Genomic DNA, 20,834 nt, shown 5'->3' with positions numbered 1-20,834 from the left:
ATTGAAGGAGTCGACCGTTATGAAACTCGTTATCGCGATGACCGGAGCTACCGGCGCACCCATCGGGGTGCGTCTGCTGGAAGTTCTGCGGGAGCTCGACGTCGAGTCGCATCTGGTGCTCAGTCGTTGGGCGCGTGCGACAGTGGCGCAGGAGACCGGATATTCGCTCGGTGATCTGAAGGCGCTCGCCTCGGTGGTCTACGGCCCGGACGATCAAGGTGCGCCGATTGCCAGCGGGTCGTTCAAGGTCGACGGCATGGCCGTGGTGCCGTGCAGTATGAAAACCGTCGCGGCGATCCGGATGGGATACGGCGAAGGATTGATCGCCCGGGCGGCGGATGTGACGCTCAAGGAGCGTCGCCGGCTGGTGCTGGTGGCCCGCGAAACACCGCTGTCCGCACTGCATCTCGAGAACCTGACGGCACTGGCACGAGCCGGGGCGACGATCATGCCGCCGGTGCCCGCGTTCTACAACCAGCCGGCCGGCATCGCCGACGTCGTCGAGCATCTGGTGGTCCGAATACTGGACCAGTTCGACCTCGAGGCCCCCAACGCGCGCCGCTGGGAAGGAATGCGCCCCACCGCCCGTGCCGGTTCGGTCGCACACTGCCCGGAGGTGGTTCGGTGACCCAGCGCGGAAGTGCCCTCGATTTCCGGGATTTCGTCGCAGAACTGCTGGCCCGCGGTGACGCGATACGAATCCGACGTGCTGTGGATCCGCATCTGGAAGCCGCGGCCGTGACCCGGCGCGTCTATGAAACTCGCAGTCCCGCACCGCTGTTCGAGAATCTGACCGCCAGCGAACCGGGATTCCGGCTGCTCGGCGCGCCGGCCGGGATGAGCCGGCCCCGTGCCGAAGCCTACGGCCGGATAGCGGCGCATCTGGACCTGCCGCGCGACACCACCCCGCGCGCGCTGCTGGAGAAACTCATCGCCGCGATGCACGCGACGCCGATCGCTCCCCGGGAGGTGGACAGCGGCCCGTGCCTGGAAAATGTCGTGCACGGCCACGACGTGGACCTCGAACGGTTTCCGGTGCCGCTGCTGCACGAGCAGGACGGCGGCCGATATTTCGGAACCTACGGCTTCCACGTGGTCCGTTCGCCGGACGGGCGATGGACGAGCTGGTCCGTCGCACGCACGATGCTGCACGGCCGCAACACACTGGTCGGTCCCGCCATGCCGCAGCAGCACATCGGCATGATTCATCGCATGTGGCAGGAGCGTGGCCTGCGTACTCCCTGGGCGATGGTGCTCGGCGCCCCTCCGGCAGCGCTGGCCGCTGCCGGAATGCCGCTACCGGCCGAGGTCAGCGAGGACGGCTATGTCGGTGCGCTGACCGGAGAGCCGGTGGAGGTCGTACGAACCCCCGTCACCGGGTTGCAGGTTCCGGCCACCGCGGAAATCGTTCTCGAGGGCTGGATCACCTCGGAAACCGCCGTGGAAGGACCGATGGGGGAGTACCACGGCTATTCCTTCACCGAGAGCAAGCAGCAACCGATCTTCCACGTCGAGACGATCATGCACCGCGACGATCCGATCCTCCCCATCTGTGTCGCGGGGCTGCCGCCCGAGGAGAACCACACCATCTGGGGGACCATGATCTCGGCGACCAGCCTGGACCTGCTCCGGTCGGCCGGTCTGCCGGTGACCATGGCCTGGTGCTCGTACGAGGCGGCCACCTGCTGGATCGTGGTCGCGATCGATATCGAGCGTCTCGCGGCGACGGGCATGACCGAACGCCGGCTGGCCGACGAGGTGGCGCGAGTGTTCTTCGGCTCGCACGCCGGGTGGCTGGTCCCGAAGGTCCTGTTGGTGGCCGACGATATCGACATCACCGATATCGGCCAGGTGACCTGGGCCCTGGCCACCCGGTATCACCCGGGGACCGGCGAGTACGTGTACCCGGACGCGCCCGGGATCCCGATGGTTCCCTACCTCACCGAGAGCGAGGCCCGTTCCGGTCGTGGGGGCAAGTCGGTGCTGAGCTGTCTGCTGCCCTGCCAGTTCGAGGGCCGCGCGCCCGGAATCACCGCGTCGTTCCGGAATTCATACCCGGAAGCGATCCGTCGGAAGGTCCTCGCCGACTGGCACGAGTACGGATTCGGCGAGCTCGGCTGATGCGGCGTGGCGGTGCCCTGCGGAGGTTACCGGCACCGGACGGCTGGTCGAGCACCGCCATCGCGCTGACCCTCATCGGCGTCGGGAGTATCGACTTGCGTTGACCCGCAATCGCGTTCACGACAAGGCGCATCACCCGCCGCGCGCCGCGGACCGTAGGCGTGCCGGGAGCGCGGGGTGAATTGTCGACGGCTGTTAACGGCCGGCCGAAGTGTGGTTATTCCCCGAAGGTAACCACCTCCTCCTGCCCCTCGACAGAAAGCGATGCCGCGCATGACATTCGACGATTCCGCACGTTCGGTACGCCCGGCGCGGACGATCACACGGCTCGGCTTCGCGGTAGTCGCGGCGTGTGCGCTCGCGATCACCGGATGTTCGTCCGGCGGAGGCACTTCCGCGCCCGAGACGTCGGCCGGTTCGACTGCTCGCGCGTCCGTTTCGGCTCCGGCTTCGGCGACCTCGGTGGCCACGAGTCCGGCCGACCGAGCCCCGTCGACCTCGACGTCCGAAGGTGCGGAACGGACCGAATCCACCGCACCGCAAGCGTCCCCTCAGGGGCCGGGCGACCCCGCCGGGCCGCCGCCCGCAGCGACGCCCGCCGGACCGCCACCGGATGCGACACCCGCCGCCGTGAAGTGCACCGATCAGATCAACTATGCGGGTGATCCGCGGTCGAATGCGGAGATCAATTCGATCGGGGAGCAGACGGGGCAGTGCCCGGCACCGCAGGCTCCGGCGTATGTGAAGTGCACGGATCGGATCAACTACGCGGGTGATCCGCGGTCGAATGCGGAGATCAATTCGATCGGCGAGCAGACCGGGCAGTGCCCGCCTCCGCAGCACTCCTGATCGTTTGTACCGCCCGTCCGGTGTCGCCGTTCTCGAGTGCGGTGTGCGCTCCGGCCCGGTGGTGACGAGCCGGCGGTTCCGCAGCGCCGATCAGCCCCGTCGAGGCGACGCCTCGGCGGGGTGGGCGTCGGTCAGCTCGCTCAGTGCGGACTGGAGGTCGTCGACGATGTCGGCGGTGTCCGGGGCGGGTACGTCCTGCCAGCCGGGACCCGCCAGCAGGACGCGGGTGCCGCGCTCGGCGCAGGTGCGCACGGCCGAGAGGAGGGCGGTCGATTCCTGCTGTGACCACAGCACTGCCACCCAGCCCGACGCGCTGCGATCGAGGGCGTCACCGAGGGCTGAGGTGGGGACGTTGGGGCCGAGCATATGGGCCGGGACGTCGAGCTCGGCGAGTGCGGCGCGCAGGACTTCGAGCGGCAGGGAGTGTGCTTCGCCGCTGGTGCAGGCGAGCAGTACCGGGGCTGCCGACGCGTCCGCCGGTGGCGGGACCGCGCGGTGCAGTGCGGCCGTAATGCACCAGGACAGCAGGTGTTCGACATCGATGCATCCGATGCCCGCCCCTTGCCGCTGGACGATTTCGGCGAAGGCCGGGCGGCACAGCCGGTCCCACGTGTCCACCACGCCGAACGCGCGGATGTGGGCGAGTAGCAACGACTGCAGGGTGGTGGGGTCGGAGGCGAAGGCGGCCTCGAGGAGTGAGGCGTGGTCTCCGGCGATCGGAAGTGGTCCGCGCACGGACTCGGCCGCGCGGGCCGGACTCGAGCCGCCCCGGACGAGCACGACCATGCGCTCGAGCCGGGCGATATCGGCCTCGGAGTACAGGCGGTGGCGACCGCGCCGATGCTGGGACGGGCCGATGCCGTAGCGCTGATTCCAGCTGCGCAGCGTCGCGGTGGGAATGCCGATGCGCTCCGCGACGGTACGTACCGAGAATCCGGTCGCGTCGTTGTCGGGGGGCGATGCATCGGGCATGGCGATCATTCTGCCTTTCGCGGGCATGGGCGCCGCAAGGTCACAGTGTTGCGGCACCCGCGCGGTTCGGGACGGCGGTAGTGGACGAGGGGTCGGGCGGAAGTGCGACACGTCCATTATGCATCGATCATGCATCGATTTGCTGTAGGATCGGCTGTGTCGTCGAACCCATGCTCATCGAACCGAGGAGTCGCAGGTGCTCGAACATCACTCGCAGGTAGATCGACCCGGCGGACTCGGCGGGAAGGTGGCGAGATTGCTGGTCGGTGGTGCCCGTCGGCTGATCCTATTCGCTGCGGCAGCGATGCGCCCGGCTCGGCCGGCCGGTGTCGCCGTCCTGGCGACGGTCGTCGTCGCTTGCGTCGCGGCGCCGGCCGGGGCGAGTCCGATGCCCGCAGCGGCACCGGCTCCCGTCGCCTCGCTCGATCTGAACCGTTACGTCGGAACGTGGTATCAGCTCGCCGCGGTTCCGCAGTTCTTCAATCTCGTGTGCGCCCGCGATACGCGCGCCGAGTACGCGGCACTGCCGAACGGTGATATCTCGGTTCATAATTCGTGCACCACGTGGTCGGGCGCGGGCAACGAGATCCAGGGTGCGGCGCGCGTGGTCGATCCGGTGACCCACGCGCAATTGCGTGTGGCGTTCCCCGGGGTGCCGACGCAGGAAAGCCTGGACGGCCCGCCCAACTACATCGTGACCGCACTCGGGCCGGACTACTCCTGGGCTCTCGTCACCGACCCCTACCGGATCTCCGGATTCGTCCTGTCCCGCACGCCCGCACTCGATGCGGACCAGTGGAGCCAGGTTGTCGCGGCGATCGTCGCCGCCGGCGAGCAGCCGTGCCTGTACCTGACCTCGCCGGTGACCGGTGGGCGAGGCGACATCACCCCGCTGTGCCGGCTGTGAGCCCGGCTCGATGCGACGGCCCAGCCATGGCAAGTCCGGTGAGTGGAGGTGAGTAGCGATGGGTGTGGCGATAGCTTTGTTCACCCGTGACCTGCGGGTGCACGACAATCCGATGCTGACCGCGGCGCAGCGAGCCGGTGATGCCGTGGTCCCACTGTTCGTCCTCGACGAATCATTGGTCACCGGCTCGGAGGCAGCGCCCAACCGGGTGCGATTCCTCGCCGCCGCGCTGGACGAGCTCGACGGCGAATTGCGGTCGCGCGGTGCGCATCTCGTGCTGCGGCGCGGCAAGGTCGTCGACGAGGTGGAGCGGATCGTCGCCCAATCGCAGGCGGAGTCGGTGCATCTCGCGGCCGAGGTCAGCCACTACGGCAAGCGACGCGAATCGGCCCTGCGCGACAGGCTCGAATCTCGCGGTTGCCGGGTGCAGACGCACGCGGCGACGGTGACCAGCGTGGACCTCGAGGCGATCGAGCCGAGCACCGGTCGCGATCATTTCGCGGTGTTCACGCCGTACTTCCGGCGGTGGGAAACCGCTCGTCACCGGCGTCCTCTGCCACCGCCCACAGATCTCACCGTGCCGCCGCTGGACGGAAAGCAACCCGGCCTGGAGAAGCTCCGCACCACGCGGGCTTCCTCGAACCTGCGCGTCGGCGGCGAGACGACGGGGCGAAAGATGTTGCGCCGCTGGCTCTCCGATCCGGTCACCGCCTATGCGGAGGCCAACGACGAGCTCGCCGCCGACGCCACCTCACATCTGTCGCCGTACCTGCATTTCGGATGCCTGTCGGCCGCGGAGGTGGTGTCGCGCCTGGACCTGTCGGACCCGGGGGCGCACAGTTTCGCCCGGCAATTGGCCTGGCGCGACTTTCATCATCAGGTGCTGGCGGCCCGGCCCGCGGCGGCGTGGTCCGACTACCGCTCGGGGCCGGTCGAGGTCCGCGAGGACGAGCAGGCGTTCGAGGCGTGGTCGCATGGCCGCACCGGGTTCCCGATCGTCGACGCGCCGATGCGCCAACTGCGTGACGAAGGGTGGATGCCGGGGCGCGCGCGGCTGATCACCGCGTCGTTCCTGGCCAAAACGCTGCGGTTGGATTGGCGGATCGGTGCGGCCCATTTCCGGTTCTGGCTGGTCGACGGGGATGTGGCGAACAACCAGATGAACTGGCAGTGGGTCGCGGGCACCGGAACCGACACCCGCCCGAATCGCACCCTCAATCCCCTGCGGCAGGCGAACCGTTTCGACCCCGAGGGTGCGTACGTCCGGCGCTGGTTGCCCGAACTCGCCCACCTGTCCGGTGCGGCGATACACCGGCCGTGGCGCGAGGACGTCGATGATGCGACCTATCCGGCGCCGATCGTGGAAGTGCCCGGCATGTAGTCGATTCGGTGATCAGGAGACGGTATGCGATGTGTGGTGTTCGGTGCGACCGGCTACATCGGTGGCCGGCTGGTGCCCGAGCTACTGGCCGCGGGGCACGAGGTGCGGGTGCTGGCCCGCACACCGGCCAAACTGGACGACGCGGCCTGGCGCGAGAGCGTGGAGGTCCTGCGCGGTGATGTGCTCCGCGCCGAGGATGTGGCCGCGTCCTGCGCCGAGGCCGATGTGCTCTACTACCTGGTGCATTCGCTGACGCGAACGGATTTCGACGATGTCGACCGACGCGCGGCAACACTGGTGGCGGAGGAGGCGGCCCGGGCGGGGGTCCGCCGGATCGTGTACCTGGGCGGCATCGTCCCGCCCGGCCAGCGCCTGTCGCGGCACCTGTCCTCCCGTGCCGAGGTCGGGCGGATCCTGCTCGCGGGAGCGGTTCCGGCGATAGCGATGCAGGCGGCGGTGATCATCGGATCCGGTTCGGCCAGTTTCGAAATGCTGCGGTATCTCACCGAACGGCTGCCGGTGATGGTCACGCCGCGTTGGGTGCGCAACCGCATCCAGCCGATCGCGGTGCGCGACGTGCTGTACTACCTGACGCGGGCGGCCGAACTACCGCCGGAGGTGCGCGGCGCCTTCGATATCGGCGGCCCGGATGTGCTCACCTACGAGCGGATGATGCGTGATTACGCGGAAGTGGCGCGGCTGCCGCGGCGCGTGATCGTCCCGGTCCCGGTTCTCACGCCGTGGCTCTCGGCGCAATGGGTCAATCTGGTCACCCCGGTGCCCAGGGCGATCGCGGTGCCGCTGATGGAATCGCTGGTCAACGACGTGGTCTGCGAAGATCACGCGATCGCCGAGCACATACCCGATCCGGCGCGCGGATTGATCGACTACCGCACCGCGGTCGAATTGGCGTTGCGGCGCATCCGCGACCTCGACGTCCCCACTCGCTGGTCGGATGCCGATCAGCTCGGCCGCGAACCGTCGTCACCGCTACCCACCGATCCCGCGTGGTCGGGCGGTTCCCTCTATGTCGATGTGCGAGAACGCCACACCCGGGCCGATCCGGCGACGCTGTGGTCGGTGATCGAATCCATCGGCGGCGAATACGGCTGGTATTCGTTTCCGCTGGCGTGGTCGTTGCGCGGCTGGATCGATCGGCTGGCGGGCGGCGCCGGACTGCGGCGGGGCAGACGGGATCCGCATCGGCTGCACGCCGGCGAGGCGCTGGACTGGTGGCGAGTGGAACGCATCGACCGGCCACACAGCCTGGTGTTGCGCGCGGAGATGCGGGTGCCGGGCAGGGCGTGGCTGGAGTTGAGCGTGGAGAAGAATGCGCGGGGCACGGTCTATCGGCAGCGCGCCGTATTCGACCCGCACGGTCTGGCCGGTCACCTGTACTGGAAGGCCATCGCTCCCTTCCATGCGCTCATCTTCGGCGGGATGACCCGCAACATCACCGGAGCTGCCGAAGAGGCTGCGGCTCAGCGGGTTTCCTAGCTGCGACCGGCTTCCCAGCGTTCGGATACGCCCGCCGAGACCAGAGTGCGCGAGCGAGACCACGGCTCCCCACCGCGGCACGCCGGGGAATACCGACCCGGGCGCGATGAACGAAGATGTCGAAATCCAGGCTTTCGATGCGATCCAGGATTTCCGAATAGAGGGTGAGCGCGGTGGTGACGCAGGGCCGCGAGCGTGGCGCGAGCAGGGCGATACCGGCGCGGGCGTAGGTGTACACGTCGCGGGTGTAAGCATGCTGGGCGACGAGAGCGCGGCGGACCCGAGGGTCGGTGCGGCGGTGCGCCTGGCACCACAGCAGCAGACCTCGGTCGACGCCGTGTGCGGCCAGTTCGTCCGCCGGCAGATACACCCGGTCCCGGACCAGGTCCTCATCCACGTCGCGCAGAAAGTTGGTGAGCTGGAAGGCTTTTCCGAGCGCGGCGGCGTAGGGGGCGGCTTCGTCCGCCGGGCATACGGTGCCCAGCACCGGTAGTACCTGTAATCCGATGACTTCGGCGGAACCGTAGACGTAGCGGTCCAGCGCGCGCCGATCCGGATAGTCGGTGACGGTGAGATCCATGCGCATCGACTCCAGGAACGAGTCGAACAGTGCCGGAGCGATGCGGTAGGAGTGTGCGGTGTGCAGTACGGCCGGGAGCACGGCGTCGGCATCGGCGTCCTCGGTGGTGAACTGTGTGGCCAGCGCGTCCAGTCGTGCCGCTCGCTCGGTGACCGGACGGCTCGGATCGATATCGTCGAGGATGTCGTCGGCCCGGCGGGCGAATCCGTAGAGCGCGTGAATCGCCGGACGCTGGTCGGGGGACAGTAACCGGGTGGCGAGGAAGAACGTTGTGCCGTGGCGGGCGTTGAGCGTCCGGCAGGCGCGATAGGACCGCTGCAGGCGGGTATCGGTGCGGCCGTTGTCGAGGAAGGCGATGGGGGACATAAGTTTCCGATCAGCGGATGCCGGCGGCGGACGGTGTGGCGAGGGCGGGCACGTGCCGGCGTGCGGGCCGTGCAGAGGGCACCGGCCCGGTGACGCGATCCGCGGCGAGCCGGCCGGAGATGAGCACGGGGGGTATGCCCACACCGGGAACGGTGCTGCCGCCCGCCAGCACCACGTTCTCGAGCCCGCGGATCATATTGGCCGGGCGGAAGGGGCCGGTCTGAGTGACGGTGTGCGCCAACGCGAACGGGCTGCCGGCCAGCATGCCGCGCCGGGCCCAGTCCGCGGGTGTGGTGAGGTGGAGCAACCGGGGATCGGTCAGCGGGATCGGCAGGCGATCCCGGACGGTGGTCAGAATCTCCTCGGCGTAGGCGGGGCCGAAGCGGTCCCAATTGATGGGTCCTCGAACGAGATTCGGTGCCGGAGCGAGGATGTAGAGCAGGTCGCGTCCGGGTGGGGCGAGGCTCGGGTCGCCCGCGGTGGGCCTGGTGACCAGCAGCGACGGATCCGTCATGACGCTGCCGCGGGCGATGATGTCGTCGAAGGCTTCGTCCCACGCGCGGCCGAAGAGCAGATGGTGGTGCCCCGCCCGGGGCATCGCCGCGCAGCCCACGTGCAGTACGACCGCGGACGGCGCCGCCGTGGGGCGCAACGGGCGGCGCGGGGAACGGCCCGTCAGCCGGTAGGTGTCGGACAGTTCGGTGGTGAGCACGACCGCATCGCACGGGATGCGCTCGCCGGTCGCGGTGACGACCGTGCGGATCCGTGATCCGGTGCGATCCAGGCTCGTCACGGCGGTGTCGTAGCGGATCTCGACGCCGGCGTCGTGTGCGGCCGCGGCGAGCGCGTCGGGCAGCGCTCGCATCCCGCCACGCGGGAACCAGACGCCGGCGATGGTGTCCATATACGCGATCACCGCGTATGCCGCGATCGCCCGGCTGGGCGCGACGCCGGCGTACAGGGATTGAAAGGTGAACAGGCGTCGCAGATCCGGATCGTCGATGTGCTGTGCGACCGCGCGGTTCCAACGGCGGAATCCTCCCATCGCCGCCAGGCGGGCCAGCGAGGGACGCAGCGCCGACAGCGGTGAATCGAAATTCGCCGCGATGAACGAGTCGAACTCGGTCCGGTAGAGCCGGGTCAGCCACTCGCGCAGTCGCCGGTAACCCGCCGCTTGGCCGGCCCCGGCGAACTCGGTGATCGCCGCGGCCATGCGATCGGCGTCGCTGTGGACCTCGAGATGACGCCCATCGGCGAAATGGGCCCGGTAGGCCGGATCCACCCGTACGAGCGACAGGCGATCGTCCATATGCTCGCCGACCGCGGCGAACGTCTCCTCGACCAGGTGTGGCATCGTCAGCACGGTCGGGCCGGTGTCGAGGCGGTAGCCGTCGACATCGACGCGACCGGTGCGCCCACCCGGGACCGAATCACGTTCCAGCACGGTGACTTTCCGGCCGCGGCCGGCCAGGTGCAGTGCCGCCGACAGTCCGGCCAGCCCCGCTCCGACTACGACGATATGGTCGCTGCGACCAGTGGTCGTGCGCATGGTGTTCCTCCTCAGGGGTGGCGGGTGACGCAGATGAGGCCCATGCCGTCGAGCACGCGGCGCATCGGTTCGGGCAGGGTCGCGCTCTCGGTGGTGCGCCGCGCCTCGCCGATGCGATCGCTGATCATCGCCTCGATCCGGGCGGGCGCTCCGGAATCGGCGATCAGGTCGCGCAGTCTGTCGGTGGCGTCGGCGTCGACGACCGGTGCGGACAGCAATGTGTCGAGTTCGCGGCGCGCGGCGGGTTCGGCGAGCTGCCGGGCGGCGATCACGACGGTCGTGGCCTTGTGCTGAGTCAGGTCTCCGTCACCGGGCTTGCCTGTGGCGTCGGGGGTTCCGAATACTCCCAGCAGGTCGTCGCGCATCTGGAATGCCTCCCCGACGGCGCGTCCGTACCGGCTCAGCGCCGACAGGGTCGACTCGTCGCATCCGGCCATCGCGGCGCCGAGTTCGAGTGGCCGGCGCACGGTGTAGTTGCCGGATTTCGCACGTGCCAGCGCCACTACCTGCTCGAAATCCGGTTCCGTGCGGACGTCGTTGAGCAGATCGCCGAACTGTCCCACCGCCAGCTCGATGCGCATCTCGTCGAAACGTGGCCCCACGCGGTACAGGCAATCGGGGCGAATTCCACTCTCGCGCAGCATCTTGTCCGCCCAGACCAGGCAGATGTCGCCGACGAGCACGGCCGCCGACTCGCCGAAACGACCCGCGTCGCCGGGCATTCGCCGGTCCCGGTGTGCGTCGGCGAAGGCGACGTGCCCGGTGGGCGCGCCGCGGCGCAGCGCCGACTCGTCCATCACATCGTCCTGAATCATCGCGAAGGCATGGACCAGTTCCAGCGCGGCGGCGGCCCGCAGTGCGGCGGCGTCGGGAGCCTCGCCGCAGAGCCAGCCGATGTACATGAACGTCGATCGCAGGCATTTGCCGCCTGCCACGTATCGGCGGGCGATGTCGTCGATCGCGATCCCTCGGACGGCGCCGATCCGGTTCTCGCGCAGGAATGCGTCCAGTTCGGTCAGGACTCGATCCCGCACCGCGGTACGCCACCGTGCGACGCCGTCCACCGTATTCATCGGGTGATCGGCCAGAATTGTTGCGGGGGAACACAATCGGTGCGCATTGTCGATGGTGACGCTCACGTCCACTCCTCGGTTCGGCGGTGCAGCGATATGGGTGCCGGCTGGCTTTCCGAGGCGGGGATCGCGACCGCGTATTCCGGGCCGTTCCGGGGATCCTCCCTCGACGTCTGATCCCAGGCTACCGCAAGCGATGCGTAAATGATGCACTCTGCGACGAACTCGCCTGTTTCGATCGGCGACACGCGACGCGGCCCGGATGAAAGGCGAAGCCGCTTCGTGCGAGGTGGGGTCGGCTCGACGGCTCGTCGCCGCGGTGCCCGTCCGTCGAGGCGGAAAACGCATCGTTCATGCATCGAATTGCGGGTACTCTGGCTGAGACGAACCAATCAGAGGAGGCCCTCATGTCTCGTTCTTCCGCGCGTCGCGCGCTGTTCGCTCTCGTTTCCGGCGGTGGTATCGCCTTGACCTCGGCCGCGCTGCCGGCCGCACCGGCCCAAGCCGACTCCACCAGCTGTCCGGCGCCGGGTGCCACATCGGTCGCCGATACAGGTGCCGATGCCGCGTGTTCGGCCACCAGCACGGGTGGGAGTGCGGCGGCCGCCTACGGCATCGACGGTACGGCCACCGCGAACGCCGGGCCGACGAGCTTGTCGCTGGCCATCGCGCAGGGCGGTGGTATCGCCCGGTCCGCCTCGGGGCCGTGGTCGGGGCCCGCGGCGATCGCGGTGGGGCCCGGCGCGAGCGCCGACCTGACCGGTGTCCGGCCCGGCCTGGCCATCGGCATCGCCGGACCGGGTGCGACGGTCACGGTCTCCGGCATCGGGACCCCGGTGTGTAGCGGCGGCCCCGGTTTCGCGGGCGATTTCCAGACCTTCCAGGGCTGTCTGTCCATGCGGTGATCCGCACCGTCCCGGATGGTCCCCGGTGCCTGTTCCACGACGGTGTGGTGCCGTCGAGTGATCCGGCGCGATAGCGGCGGAAGTGCGGGCGAACGAGACGTCGGCGCGTAATCTCGAACGCGGCAACCCGCCGGCGAATGTGTCTGGTTGTGCCGGCTTCCATCGAACTCCCGGGAGTCGACGTGGAACCACTGACCGAGCACCTGCGCCGCGACCGCGCGGATCGGGCGAGCGCCGTCGCCGCCGCGCTGAGTGCCCGCGATATCGACGCCGTGGCGGTCACCTGGGTCGACACCAGCGGTATCGTCCGGATGAAAGCCGTTCCGGTGGAACGGTTCTCGCACGCCGCCGCCTGGGGTATCGGAGCCTCGCCGGTCTTCGACGCCTTCCTGGTCGACGACTCCATCCTGACCGAGCATGTCGCCGGTGGCCCGACCGGTGACCTACGGCTGTACCCGGACCTCGATCGGGCCACCGCCGTGGCCGCGCTCCCGGGATGGGCATGGGCGCCCGCGGATCGCTATACGCAAAGTGGCACGCCGCACCCACGCGATTCCCGGCTGCTGTTGCGCCGGCTCGTCGCCGAGCTGGCCGACGACGGCTACGAGTTGCGTACCGCGATCGAAACCGAATGGACGATATCGCGCCCCGATCCGCGCGAACCCGACACCTTCACCCCCGCCACCTCGGCGCCCGCCTACGGCATGGCCCGGGTGAGCGAACTGGCTTCGTATCTGCGCGATGTGGTGACGAAGGTGCGCGAGAGCGGCATCGGCGTCGAGCAGATACATCCCGAATACGAGGTGGGCCAGTTCGAACTCTCCGTCGCCTCCGGCGATCCCGTCCGTACCGCGGACAACGCGGTGCTGGTGCGCGAGATCGTCCGCGCCGTCAGCGGTGCTCACGGCTTGCGGGCCACGTTCAGCCCGATGGTCGTGCCCGGTGTCGTCGGTAACGGCGGCCACGTACATCTGAGCCTGTGGCGTGACGGGGTGAATCGGATGTCCGGCGGTCCCGGACCTTTCGGCATCGGCGCGGAGGGGGAGCACTTCGCCGCGGGGATCCTGGACCATCTGCCCGCGCTGCTGGCCGTCGGCTGCCCGGCGGTGGCGAGTTATCTGCGCTTGCAGCCCAGTCATTGGGCGGGTGTCTTCCGGTGCTGGGGGCTGGAGAACCGGGAGGCCGCTCTGCGCTACATCACCGGAAGTGAGGGGGAGCGCGATCGCGCGGCCAATATCGAGATCAAGACATTCGACGCCGCCGCCAATCCGTATCTGGCGTTGGCGGGCCTGGTGGCGGCGGGCCGGGCCGGTTTGCAGGTGGAGGCGACCCTGCCCGAGCCGGTGGCCGGCGACCCGGCTCGACTCGACTCCGCCACCCGATCCGCGCGCGGGATCACCCCGTTGCCGACCACGCTCGCGGACGCGGTGGCGGCCTTCGATGCCGACGAGGTGCTGTGCGCGGCATTCGGCGCCGACCTCGCCGACACCATCGGCAGCGTGCGGCGCGGTGAGATCGCGCTCTTCGCCGAGGCCACACCCGAGCAGATCACCGACGCCTGCCGGTGGAGGTACTGACCCGCACCGTCACCTCGCCGCCGGCTCCGCACTGCCGGCTCGTTCGAGAAGTGAGCGCACGAACGCCAGATGGCCGGGGACCACGCCGAACCACACATCCGGTGCCCGTGTGCCGCGCATGGCCACGAAGGTGGCCAGCGCGACGACGCCGTCGCGGATCTCGAGCGCCAGTTCGCCGTGGAATCCGAGACCCGAATCGGCACGCAGCAGAAGGCATTCCGGTGCGGAGAAGGTGATACGCCAACCGGCGACAGTCTCCGGCGCGCCAGGGGTGAGGTCGAGTTCGATGCCGGCCCACGCCGCCCGCAATCGCGCACCGGTGTCCTCGGGAACGTCCTCCATGATCGCGCGGGCCCACTGCTCGGCGGTGCGGTCGGTCGCGGTGGGCGTTTCCAGCACGTGGCTGTCGATGTAGACGACGTCGTCGAGGGTGGTGAGGGCGAGCAGGTCGGCGGTGATTCCGCATTGGCGGACGCTGGGGGAGGTGTGCACGGACATGACGAGAACCTTCCGGTTCGGTACTGCACAATAGATACAGAACAGTACTGTATCTATTGGTGGGTGATCTAATCAAGGGCGTATCGAGCCGGTCGAGAAGGAGGACGTGATGGCGCCACCGGTGCGAACTCCGCGGCAGGCGTGGATCGATGCCGGCCTCTCGGTCCTGGAGCACCACGGTCCCGACGCGGTCCGGGTGGAGGCGCTGGCCGCGCAACTCGGCGTAACCCGCGGCGGTTTCTACCGGCAGTTCCGCTCCCGCGACGAACTACTCGAGGCGATGCTCGACGACTGGGAGCGGCGAGCCGTCGACGATGTGCGCGAACAGGTCGAACGTGAGGGCGGCGATCCCAAGCGCAAGATCCGTCGGGCGGGCACGCTGACCTTCGCCGAGGATCTGACGCCGCTGGATCTCGCCATCCGGGCCTGGGCCCGGCGCGATCCGGCGGTGGAGGTGCGGCTGCGGAAGGTGGACAACGCCAGAATGGACTACCTGCGCACGCTGCTGCGGAACTCCGGCGTCGCGCCCGAGGATGTGGAAGCCGTTGCGCTGCTGTCTTTTTCGATGGTAATCGCCAATCGCCTGATCACGGCCGAGCATCCCGGCCAGAACAGATCGGAGGTGCTCGCTCACGCCGCACACCTGCTGTTCGACTGACCGCGCGGGCATACTGGCGGGGTGAGCGATCAACGAGGCGTTCCGTCCTTCCACATCGACCAGGTCGACCACCCGGAGCAGGACCTGATCGTCCGGATACTCGACAATCAAGCCGCGCTACCCGGCGTGGCGCGGATGCGTGAGTGGGCGCGCGCCGCACTGGCGCTGCGACCCGGCGAAACCGCCCTCGACCTGGGCTCCGGCACCGGCAGTGAAGTGGTGGAGCTGGCCGCTCTGGTGGGTGCGGACGGGCGAGCGATCGGTATCGATCCGAATCCGTCGATGCTCGCGGTGGCGCGCGAGCGCGCCGCGGACGTGAAGGCCGAATTCATCGAGGGATCGGCCTACGATCTGCCGCTGCCGGACGCATCCGTCGACGCGGTTCGCTGTGAGCGGGTCTATCAGCACCTCGACGATCCGGCGCAGGCCACCGCCGAGATCGCGCGGGTGCTGCGGCCGGGCGGACGGGTGGTGCTGATCGACAGCGACTGGTCCACCGCGATCTTCCATCCCGGCGATCCGGAGGTCGTCGCGGCATTGCAGCAGCGGATGGAGACCAACAGCCCGAATCGCAACTCCGGCAGGCATTTACGGGGCCGGCTGGTCGAAGCGGGCCTGGTGATCGACGATATCGGTTCCGAGGCCGTGATCTGGGAACCCGAGTCGATCCTCCCGATGTTCACGGCGGTCACCGACCGGGGTGTGGCCGACGGATTGATCACCGACGCCCAGCGCGACTACGTTCTCGCCGAAATCCGGCGCGGTGCCGAGACCGGCGACTATCACTTCTCGGTGACCATGTTCGCGGTGGTGGCGCACAAGCCCTGACCGTCGCTCACGGCGCGGCCGGATCCGCCACCGGCGGCCGTCGCGCCGCGAGCGCGGCAGCCACCGCCGCCGCGGCGATCGTCACCAGCGCGCCCAGCATCATCGCCGCGGCCTCGCCCGGAACCAGCACATGCAGCTGGGTGCCGACGGTGACGGCCGCGACCGGCACACCGATCTGAGCGGCGGCCAGTGCGCCGAATGTCACCGGCTGCCCCAGCAGACGGATGAGCAGATGCACCAGCAGCGCGCCGGCTCCCAGCGCGAGCCCGAGCAGGATCAGCCGCGGGCGATCGGCGAATTCCCGCAGATTCAGCCGAGCGCCGAGCCAGACGAAGAACAGGGGAGCGAGGAATCCGTCGGTCGCGGCGAACAATTGCCGCGCCACCCGGCGTGGTTCGCCGACGGCCGCGACGGCCAGTCCGGCCGCGAACCCGGCCAACATGATCGACACGTGCGTGCGGGTGGCGATGGCGGCCATGCCGAATACGAGAGCCAAACTGACTCGGAGTTCGAGGGCGAATTTGCGGCGCTCGGAGACTCGGTGCGCACGCCGGCGTAACCCGGAGCGCTCCAGCCACCGCAGCAGCACGAACAGCAGCATCGCGGTGCCGATCACCGCCAGCGCACCCCATGTCGCGCGTCCGGCGTTGCCCGCGTCGATCACCAGCGGGAGCGCGACGATCGACGCGGTGTCGGCGATGGCCACCTGCGCCGTGAGTTCCAGCACCGACCTGCCCTGCAGCCCTTGGGAATCGATGATCGGCAGCACCAGCGCGGCGGAGGACGAGGCGAGCAGCACCGCATAGATCGCGCCGTGCCCGGTGTCGAAGAACCCGGCGAGCAGGTACCCGATCACGGCCGCGGCCGACCCGACCAGCACGGCCCGGACGGCACCGATCCCGAGCGCCGAGCGGATTCGAGGATCGCGAATCGGGACATGGGTGCCGGCGACGAACATCACCAGCGCGAAACCCATGTCGGCCAGGAAGGAGAACACCGGATCCGACGCGTCGAGCCACCCGAATCCGGTGACACCGCAGACGATTCCTGCCAGCAGCTCGCCGACGATCACCGGTATGTGCCAGGCTTCGCGCCACGCCAGCAGCGGTCCCGCCAGCCCGAGCGCCAGCACCAGGGCCAGGGTGGACAAACTCATCGGTGCCTACTTCTTCCGCTCGACGTCGTGGACACTGTCCGCCGCGCAAGACTCCCGGTCACGCCGACACGCCGTCGCTACCGTCCGGCGCCGTGCCCGGCCCCTTGCGCGGAGGGGCCGGGCACGGTGGCTCAGTGCGCGCCCTGGGCGTGCTCGGCCTGCAGCTGGTTGTACTTCTGTGTGCCCGCGGCGATTCCGACCGGAAGGGCTACCGCGACGCCGCCGACGCTCGCGCCGAGGCCACCCACCGCGACCACGCCGACCAGGCAGGCCGCGGCCATCGCGGGCACGGTCATGGTTCCGGCGGTGGCGAGGGAGATGAGCGTGCCGCCGGTGGCGATACCCAGCGGGCAGCCGACGGCCGCGCCGATCACCGAACCGGCCATCCCGCCGACCGCCATCGCCAGACCCATGTGTGGTGCGGCCGCCGCGACGGCCTGGTTCAGATCCGACATCTGCGTGTCGGCAACCGAGCCGGGCTGTGCCGCAGTCGATTCCACGGTGCCGGCGACGGTCTGGGACGGCGCCGCAGGCTGGGCGGGATCGGCTGCCGCGGGAACCTCGATCGGAGTTCCGAGCAGTGTCCGGCCGGAGCCGTCGCGAATGTCGAACTGTTCGGGGCGCACGGCCACCGCGCCGAGCGGAGTCTGCAACGCCGCGGTGCCGGTGGTCGTGTCGTCCTGATAGCGGATGCCGGGAGCCAGGTCGGTAGTGGTCCGATCCGATTGCGGGGCAACGGATGCGGTGGCAGCGGGTGCTGGGGCAACGGCCTCGCCCTGGGCGGCTCCGGCCGCCGCGACGACGGCGGTGGCGAGCAGGGTGGACACGGCGATGGTCCGGGTGGTGGTCTTCATGGATTCTTCCGCTCTGATCGGTGGGCGAGTGTCGATTACCGTGCGTTGCCGTCGGCCGGCATCGACTGTGCGATCAGGCCTTTGGAATGAAGCGAGGTGTACTGGTCGCTCACCGCGTTCGCCAAACTCGGTCCGCCGGTGACGATGCCGCCGGCCATGCCGCCGAGGAATCCGAGCGTGCCCGCGCCGAGAATGCAGCCGCCCACGATGCCGATCGGCGTCAGCACCGGCACCGGAATGGTCAGGGTGCCGCCGGTGATCGCCCCGAGTGGGCAGCCGACCACCAGGCCCGCCGCCGTGCCCACGACCTGGCCGACCGTGGAGTCGTTGGCCCACGCACCGGCGATGGTGTCGAACGCGTTCAGATACTCCGTGGTCGGATCGACCGGTGCACCGGCGGGTGCGGCCGGATCGGCCGGCGTGCCCTGATCGCCCGCGACCGTGGCGGTCGCGGGCGACCCAGACTCGGCGAAGGCCGGAGCGGCGATGCCGACCGCGGCGGAGGTGGCGAGAACCGCGATCGCGGCTGCGCGAATGACGTGACGCATGATTCTTCTTTCTCGATGCCTGATATCGCTCGTGGCCTCTCGGTTGGTGAACTGAGGGTTCTCACGAGCCGTCCGTACATTAACCACCCCCGCTTCGCGCCGGCGCGGGGGCGGCCGGAGACGATCAGGCCGAGAGATCTACATCGGCACCACGGTTTTCAGCCAGCCGGTCCGGCGGAGATCGAAGGCCTCGTAGGCGTCGATCATCGATTGCGGTTCGGCGTGCTGGGTGATGAACCGCGTGGGATCGAGGTCGCCGCGCCCCACCTTGTCGAGCAGGCCGGGGACGTAGCGGTGGTGGTTGCAGTTGCCGCCCTGCACGGTGAGATTGCGGTTGAGGACGACACCGAGGGGGAAGCGGTCGAAGGTGGGGGGATATACGCCGATCACACCGACCGAACCGGCCTTCGCGACCGCCTGCACCGCCCAGCGCCCGGCAGACTCGGTGCGTCGCCGACCAGCCACTGACCGGAATCGGTGCCGGGCACCATGCCGGGCATCGTGCCGCGCACCAGATGCAGATCGGTCCCGCAGATCGCGGACGAGGTGATCTGCACGATGGCGTCGGTGGGCTCCTGGATCTTCGGATCGTCGACGACGTCGAGACGGATATCGCCGACGCCGTGCCAGACAACTGCTTTCACGTTCACTCCTCGATAGCCGGGTCGGATGTGGTGTTCGTGGGGCTGGCGCGGTGGTGTTCGTGGCCGGCGCCGGGGGCCGGTCACTGGACGCCCTACCCCGGGGGCGGCGAGATATTCCGGCGCGGCCGGTGCGAAAAGGTTCGATCCGCAGCCGCCGGGTATGCGGTGAACAGGCGTCGGCGAGGCGCTCGCACAGCCGCTCGTGCGACCACCCGCGGCCTGGTTCTCTGTTACAAAGAAAGGAGGTCCGCTTCCGGCGCAGGGGTAGCGTGGCGAATGGGGCCGTATTCGAATCTGCTTGGAGGAGAGATGTTTCCGAGCGAAGGGGAGCCGCAACCGGGGCCGCTGTTCGACGGGGTCGCGGAGGCCGAGGGCGGCCCGCGTCCCCAGCTGAGGGCGGTCGTCCGGGAACGTTCCCATGCCGCGATCCTGTGCTTGCGCGGCGAGGCCGATACCGCGGCGCTGACCGTGTGGCGAGCGCACATCCGTTCGGGCGCCGCGGTCGCGCGCCGCGCCGGCGGACATCTGGTGATCGATACGACGCGTTTGAGTTTTCTGGGCTGGCGCGCATTGGCGGTACTGGCCGATGAGGCCGACCGGCTCCCGGTCGGCCTGGCGCTCGTCAGCACCAGCCCGACGGTCGCCCGCATGGTGGACGCCGGCGATATCGATGCCCATGTGCCGCTGTACGGCACCGTCGTGGAGGCGCTGGGGCCGGTAGGCCCCGTCGGTCCCCCGCGTCCGGCAACCAGTACCCAGCCCGTGCCATCTCACGGCCGCAGCCGGCCGTCGGTTCGGACCGGCTGTCCGAAAGCCGAGTGATCGCCTCTCATGAATGAATCTCTGGCCGCGGACCCGGCCGAAACGGAAGCCGGGGCGGCGCGCCTGCCGCAGGATCTGATCGTCGCCGGTGCGTCGGCCGGCGGCGTGGAAGCGTTGCGCGAATTCGTCGGCGGGCTACCGCCGGACCTCGACGCCGCGGTCGCGATCGTCCTGCACATGCCGCCGCACGGCGCGAGCGCGCTGCCGGCCATTCTGAACCGGACCGGGCCGCTTCCTGCCGTCGCCGCCACCGACGGCATGCCGCTGCGTTCCGGCGTGGTGTACGTGGCGGTTCCGGATCGCCATCTGGTCGTCACGTCCACTCATCTGCATCTGTCGCGGGGCCCCACCGAGAACGGCCACCGGCCCGGCGTGGACGCGCTGTTCCGGTCCGCGGCCATGTCGTGGGCGCCGCGAGTGGCGTGCGCCGTGTTGTCCGGGACCTTGGACGACGGAACCGCAGGAGCCGCATTGGTGGCCAACCGCGGCGGCGTGGTGGCGGCGCAGGAGCCGCACGATGCGTTGTATCGCGGTATGCCGCAGAGCGTAATGGATTCCGTCGCAGTCGATCTGGTCCTGCCGGCGCGAGACTTGGGGAAGGCCGTCGCCGATCGGCTCCGCACTCGCCGCCGCACGGCCGATCCGCCGGATGCGTCCGAACTCCAGCGTCTGGAGGCACGTATCGACGCGGGTGCGGTACCGGGTAACGAAGGGGTGGCGGCGATGGCCCGGCCGTCCGGGCTGACCTGCCCGGACTGCAACGGTGTTCTCTATGTGCTCGAGGACAGCGGCCGCTACCGGTGCCGGGTCGGCCACGCGTGGACCGCCGAGGCACTGCTGATCCAGCAGAAGGTCGAGGTCGACAAGGCGCTGTGGACGGCCCTGCGCGCCCTCGAGGAAAAACAGCGGCTGGCCGAGCGGATGACCGGCGATGCCGCGCGCCACGGCGACGACCGGCTGGCGCAGCGCTATCGAGAGCAGGGCGCCGAGCAGGCCGCCGCGATCGAAACGCTGCGTAAGCTGCTCGTCGACCGTTCCACGAACTGAGG

Annotated in this window: 22 protein-coding genes; 12 read left to right on the top strand and 10 right to left on the bottom strand. The window is 69.3% G+C overall.

The genetic code is table 11. The features are described 5' to 3' along the window. Positions 1 to 19 precede the first annotated feature (19 nt). The 3 genes from NA3_RS09025 to NA3_RS38155 all read left to right on the top strand — a co-directional run bounded on the left by NA3_RS09025 (position 20) and on the right by NA3_RS38155 (position 2,970). Positions 20 to 628: a UbiX family flavin prenyltransferase gene (locus tag NA3_RS09025; RefSeq protein WP_062963119.1), complete on the top strand. Its 609-nt coding sequence runs from the start codon at positions 20 to 22 to the stop codon at positions 626 to 628. Then, positions 625 to 2,121, top strand: a complete 1,497-nt coding sequence (locus tag NA3_RS09020; protein WP_062963118.1) for a UbiD family decarboxylase — start codon at positions 625 to 627, stop codon at positions 2,119 to 2,121. The genes NA3_RS09025 and NA3_RS09020 overlap by 4 nt, the downstream gene beginning before the upstream one ends. A gap of 630 nt (positions 2,122 to 2,751) precedes the next feature. Then, on the top strand, positions 2,752 to 2,970 hold the full coding sequence (locus tag NA3_RS38155) for a hypothetical protein (protein WP_218021792.1): 219 nt from the start codon (positions 2,752 to 2,754) through the stop codon (positions 2,968 to 2,970). 90 nt (positions 2,971 to 3,060) lie between these two features. Here the strand turns inward: NA3_RS38155 and NA3_RS09010 are convergent, their stop codons facing one another. Then, positions 3,061 to 3,942 (bottom strand): MerR family transcriptional regulator, encoded by an 882-nt coding sequence (locus NA3_RS09010; RefSeq protein ID WP_062963550.1) that lies wholly within the window; start codon positions 3,940 to 3,942, stop codon positions 3,061 to 3,063. Between the two features lie 196 nt (positions 3,943 to 4,138). On the opposite strand from NA3_RS09010, the gene NA3_RS09005 reads away from it, so the two are divergent. From NA3_RS09005 to NA3_RS08995, 3 genes are read left to right on the top strand one after another with little or no spacing between them, the layout of a single operon-like run. Next, on the top strand, positions 4,139 to 4,849 hold the full coding sequence (locus NA3_RS09005) for a lipocalin family protein (RefSeq protein WP_227995322.1): 711 nt from the start codon (positions 4,139 to 4,141) through the stop codon (positions 4,847 to 4,849). Positions 4,850 to 4,907: 58 nt separating this feature from the next. Next, positions 4,908 to 6,230: a cryptochrome/photolyase family protein gene (locus tag NA3_RS09000; RefSeq protein WP_062963116.1), complete on the top strand. Its 1,323-nt coding sequence runs from the start codon at positions 4,908 to 4,910 to the stop codon at positions 6,228 to 6,230. 24 nt (positions 6,231 to 6,254) lie between these two features. Further along, entirely contained in the window at positions 6,255 to 7,727 is a 1,473-nt protein-coding gene (locus NA3_RS08995; RefSeq protein ID WP_062963115.1) for an SDR family oxidoreductase, read from the top strand. Here NA3_RS08995 and NA3_RS08990 read toward each other — a convergent pair. The 3 genes from NA3_RS08990 to NA3_RS08980 are packed head-to-tail and all read right to left on the bottom strand — an operon-like array spanning position 7,684 to position 11,361. Then, complete coding sequence (locus tag NA3_RS08990; RefSeq protein ID WP_062963114.1) at positions 7,684 to 8,673, bottom strand: phytoene/squalene synthase family protein; 990 nt, start codon at positions 8,671 to 8,673, stop codon at positions 7,684 to 7,686. The two genes, NA3_RS08995 and NA3_RS08990, sit on opposite strands and share 44 nt — an antisense overlap. Positions 8,674 to 8,683: 10 nt before the next feature. Beyond that, the gene (crtI, locus tag NA3_RS08985) at positions 8,684 to 10,222 is read right to left on the bottom strand and encodes a phytoene desaturase family protein (RefSeq protein ID WP_062963113.1); all 1,539 of its coding nucleotides are present in this window, start codon (positions 10,220 to 10,222) and stop codon (positions 8,684 to 8,686) included. 11 nt (positions 10,223 to 10,233) lie between these two features. After that, positions 10,234 to 11,361 carry a polyprenyl synthetase family protein gene (locus NA3_RS08980; RefSeq protein WP_227995321.1) on the bottom strand — a complete coding sequence of 376 codons (1,128 nt, stop codon included), beginning with the start codon at positions 11,359 to 11,361 and terminating at the stop codon, positions 10,234 to 10,236. Positions 11,362 to 11,702: 341 nt separating this feature from the next. On the opposite strand from NA3_RS08980, the gene NA3_RS08975 reads away from it, so the two are divergent. Together NA3_RS08975 and NA3_RS08970 are read left to right on the top strand one after the other, a co-directional pair. Continuing rightward, positions 11,703 to 12,200 carry a DUF6764 family protein gene (locus NA3_RS08975; RefSeq protein ID WP_062963111.1) on the top strand — a complete coding sequence of 166 codons (498 nt, stop codon included), beginning with the start codon at positions 11,703 to 11,705 and terminating at the stop codon, positions 12,198 to 12,200. Positions 12,201 to 12,349: 149 nt separating this feature from the next. Next, complete coding sequence (locus tag NA3_RS08970) at positions 12,350 to 13,777, top strand: type I glutamate--ammonia ligase (RefSeq protein ID WP_227995320.1); 1,428 nt, start codon at positions 12,350 to 12,352, stop codon at positions 13,775 to 13,777. A gap of 9 nt (positions 13,778 to 13,786) precedes the next feature. Here the strand turns inward: NA3_RS08970 and NA3_RS08965 are convergent, their stop codons facing one another. Next, on the bottom strand, positions 13,787 to 14,275 hold the full coding sequence (locus NA3_RS08965) for a hypothetical protein (protein ID WP_062963110.1): 489 nt from the start codon (positions 14,273 to 14,275) through the stop codon (positions 13,787 to 13,789). Between the two features lie 109 nt (positions 14,276 to 14,384). Here NA3_RS08965 and NA3_RS08960 point away from each other — a divergent pair, with 109 nt between their 5' ends. Both NA3_RS08960 and NA3_RS08955 read left to right on the top strand, forming a co-directional pair. After that, positions 14,385 to 14,933 carry a TetR/AcrR family transcriptional regulator gene (locus NA3_RS08960; protein WP_062963109.1) on the top strand — a complete coding sequence of 183 codons (549 nt, stop codon included), beginning with the start codon at positions 14,385 to 14,387 and terminating at the stop codon, positions 14,931 to 14,933. Between the two features lie 21 nt (positions 14,934 to 14,954). Next, complete coding sequence (locus NA3_RS08955; RefSeq protein WP_062963108.1) at positions 14,955 to 15,761, top strand: methyltransferase domain-containing protein; 807 nt, start codon at positions 14,955 to 14,957, stop codon at positions 15,759 to 15,761. 7 nt (positions 15,762 to 15,768) lie between these two features. Here the strand turns inward: NA3_RS08955 and NA3_RS08950 are convergent, their stop codons facing one another. The 5 genes from NA3_RS08950 to NA3_RS39445 form a co-directional block, all read right to left on the bottom strand. Next, on the bottom strand, positions 15,769 to 16,917 hold the full coding sequence (locus NA3_RS08950; RefSeq protein WP_062963107.1) for a cation:proton antiporter: 1,149 nt from the start codon (positions 16,915 to 16,917) through the stop codon (positions 15,769 to 15,771). Positions 16,918 to 17,048: 131 nt separating this feature from the next. Further along, complete coding sequence (locus NA3_RS08945) at positions 17,049 to 17,771, bottom strand: hypothetical protein (RefSeq protein WP_062963106.1); 723 nt, start codon at positions 17,769 to 17,771, stop codon at positions 17,049 to 17,051. Positions 17,772 to 17,806: 35 nt separating this feature from the next. Continuing rightward, positions 17,807 to 18,319 (bottom strand): hypothetical protein, encoded by a 513-nt coding sequence (locus NA3_RS08940; protein ID WP_062963105.1) that lies wholly within the window; start codon positions 18,317 to 18,319, stop codon positions 17,807 to 17,809. Between the two features lie 138 nt (positions 18,320 to 18,457). Continuing rightward, positions 18,458 to 18,742 carry an MDR/zinc-dependent alcohol dehydrogenase-like family protein gene (locus tag NA3_RS38150; protein ID WP_062963104.1) on the bottom strand — a complete coding sequence of 95 codons (285 nt, stop codon included), beginning with the start codon at positions 18,740 to 18,742 and terminating at the stop codon, positions 18,458 to 18,460. Next, positions 18,706 to 18,963 carry a hypothetical protein gene (locus NA3_RS39445; protein WP_128145145.1) on the bottom strand — a complete coding sequence of 86 codons (258 nt, stop codon included), beginning with the start codon at positions 18,961 to 18,963 and terminating at the stop codon, positions 18,706 to 18,708. The genes NA3_RS38150 and NA3_RS39445 overlap by 37 nt, the downstream gene beginning before the upstream one ends. A gap of 309 nt (positions 18,964 to 19,272) precedes the next feature. On the opposite strand from NA3_RS39445, the gene NA3_RS08925 reads away from it, so the two are divergent. Both NA3_RS08925 and NA3_RS08920 read left to right on the top strand, forming a co-directional pair. Beyond that, on the top strand, positions 19,273 to 19,785 hold the full coding sequence (locus tag NA3_RS08925) for an STAS domain-containing protein (RefSeq protein ID WP_062963102.1): 513 nt from the start codon (positions 19,273 to 19,275) through the stop codon (positions 19,783 to 19,785). A 9-nt stretch (positions 19,786 to 19,794) separates the two neighbouring features. Beyond that, on the top strand, positions 19,795 to 20,832 hold the full coding sequence (locus tag NA3_RS08920) for a chemotaxis protein CheB (protein ID WP_062963101.1): 1,038 nt from the start codon (positions 19,795 to 19,797) through the stop codon (positions 20,830 to 20,832). Positions 20,833 to 20,834: the final 2 nt, after the last annotated feature.

The sequence above is a fragment of the Nocardia africana NBRC 100379 genome (assembly GCF_001612635.1).
Taxonomy (GTDB): Bacteria; Actinomycetota; Actinomycetes; order Mycobacteriales; family Mycobacteriaceae; genus Nocardia; species Nocardia africana.
The sequence above is the reverse complement of the archived record's forward strand: the minus strand, read 5'-3'. Positions and strand labels throughout refer to the sequence as shown.

What these genes read in the sequence shown, in the direction of transcription:
- NA3_RS09025 (WP_062963119.1), top strand. Translation starts at nt 20, where the DNA reads ATGAAACTCGTTATCGCGATGACCGGAGCTACCGGCGCACCCATCGGG.
- NA3_RS09010 (WP_062963550.1), bottom strand. Translation starts at nt 3,942, where the DNA reads ATGCCCGATGCATCGCCCCCCGACAACGACGCGACCGGATTCTCGGTA.
- NA3_RS09000 (WP_062963116.1), top strand. Translation starts at nt 4,908, where the DNA reads ATGGGTGTGGCGATAGCTTTGTTCACCCGTGACCTGCGGGTGCACGAC.
- NA3_RS08995 (WP_062963115.1), top strand. Translation starts at nt 6,255, where the DNA reads ATGCGATGTGTGGTGTTCGGTGCGACCGGCTACATCGGTGGCCGGCTG.
- NA3_RS08990 (WP_062963114.1), bottom strand. Translation starts at nt 8,673, where the DNA reads ATGTCCCCCATCGCCTTCCTCGACAACGGCCGCACCGATACCCGCCTG.
- crtI (WP_062963113.1), bottom strand. Translation starts at nt 10,222, where the DNA reads ATGCGCACGACCACTGGTCGCAGCGACCATATCGTCGTAGTCGGAGCG.
- NA3_RS08975 (WP_062963111.1), top strand. Translation starts at nt 11,703, where the DNA reads ATGTCTCGTTCTTCCGCGCGTCGCGCGCTGTTCGCTCTCGTTTCCGGC.
- NA3_RS08965 (WP_062963110.1), bottom strand. Translation starts at nt 14,275, where the DNA reads ATGTCCGTGCACACCTCCCCCAGCGTCCGCCAATGCGGAATCACCGCC.
- NA3_RS08960 (WP_062963109.1), top strand. Translation starts at nt 14,385, where the DNA reads ATGGCGCCACCGGTGCGAACTCCGCGGCAGGCGTGGATCGATGCCGGC.
- NA3_RS08950 (WP_062963107.1), bottom strand. Translation starts at nt 16,917, where the DNA reads ATGAGTTTGTCCACCCTGGCCCTGGTGCTGGCGCTCGGGCTGGCGGGA.
- NA3_RS08945 (WP_062963106.1), bottom strand. Translation starts at nt 17,771, where the DNA reads ATGAAGACCACCACCCGGACCATCGCCGTGTCCACCCTGCTCGCCACC.
- NA3_RS08940 (WP_062963105.1), bottom strand. Translation starts at nt 18,319, where the DNA reads ATGCGTCACGTCATTCGCGCAGCCGCGATCGCGGTTCTCGCCACCTCC.
- NA3_RS08925 (WP_062963102.1), top strand. Translation starts at nt 19,273, where the DNA reads ATGTTTCCGAGCGAAGGGGAGCCGCAACCGGGGCCGCTGTTCGACGGG.
- NA3_RS08920 (WP_062963101.1), top strand. Translation starts at nt 19,795, where the DNA reads ATGAATGAATCTCTGGCCGCGGACCCGGCCGAAACGGAAGCCGGGGCG.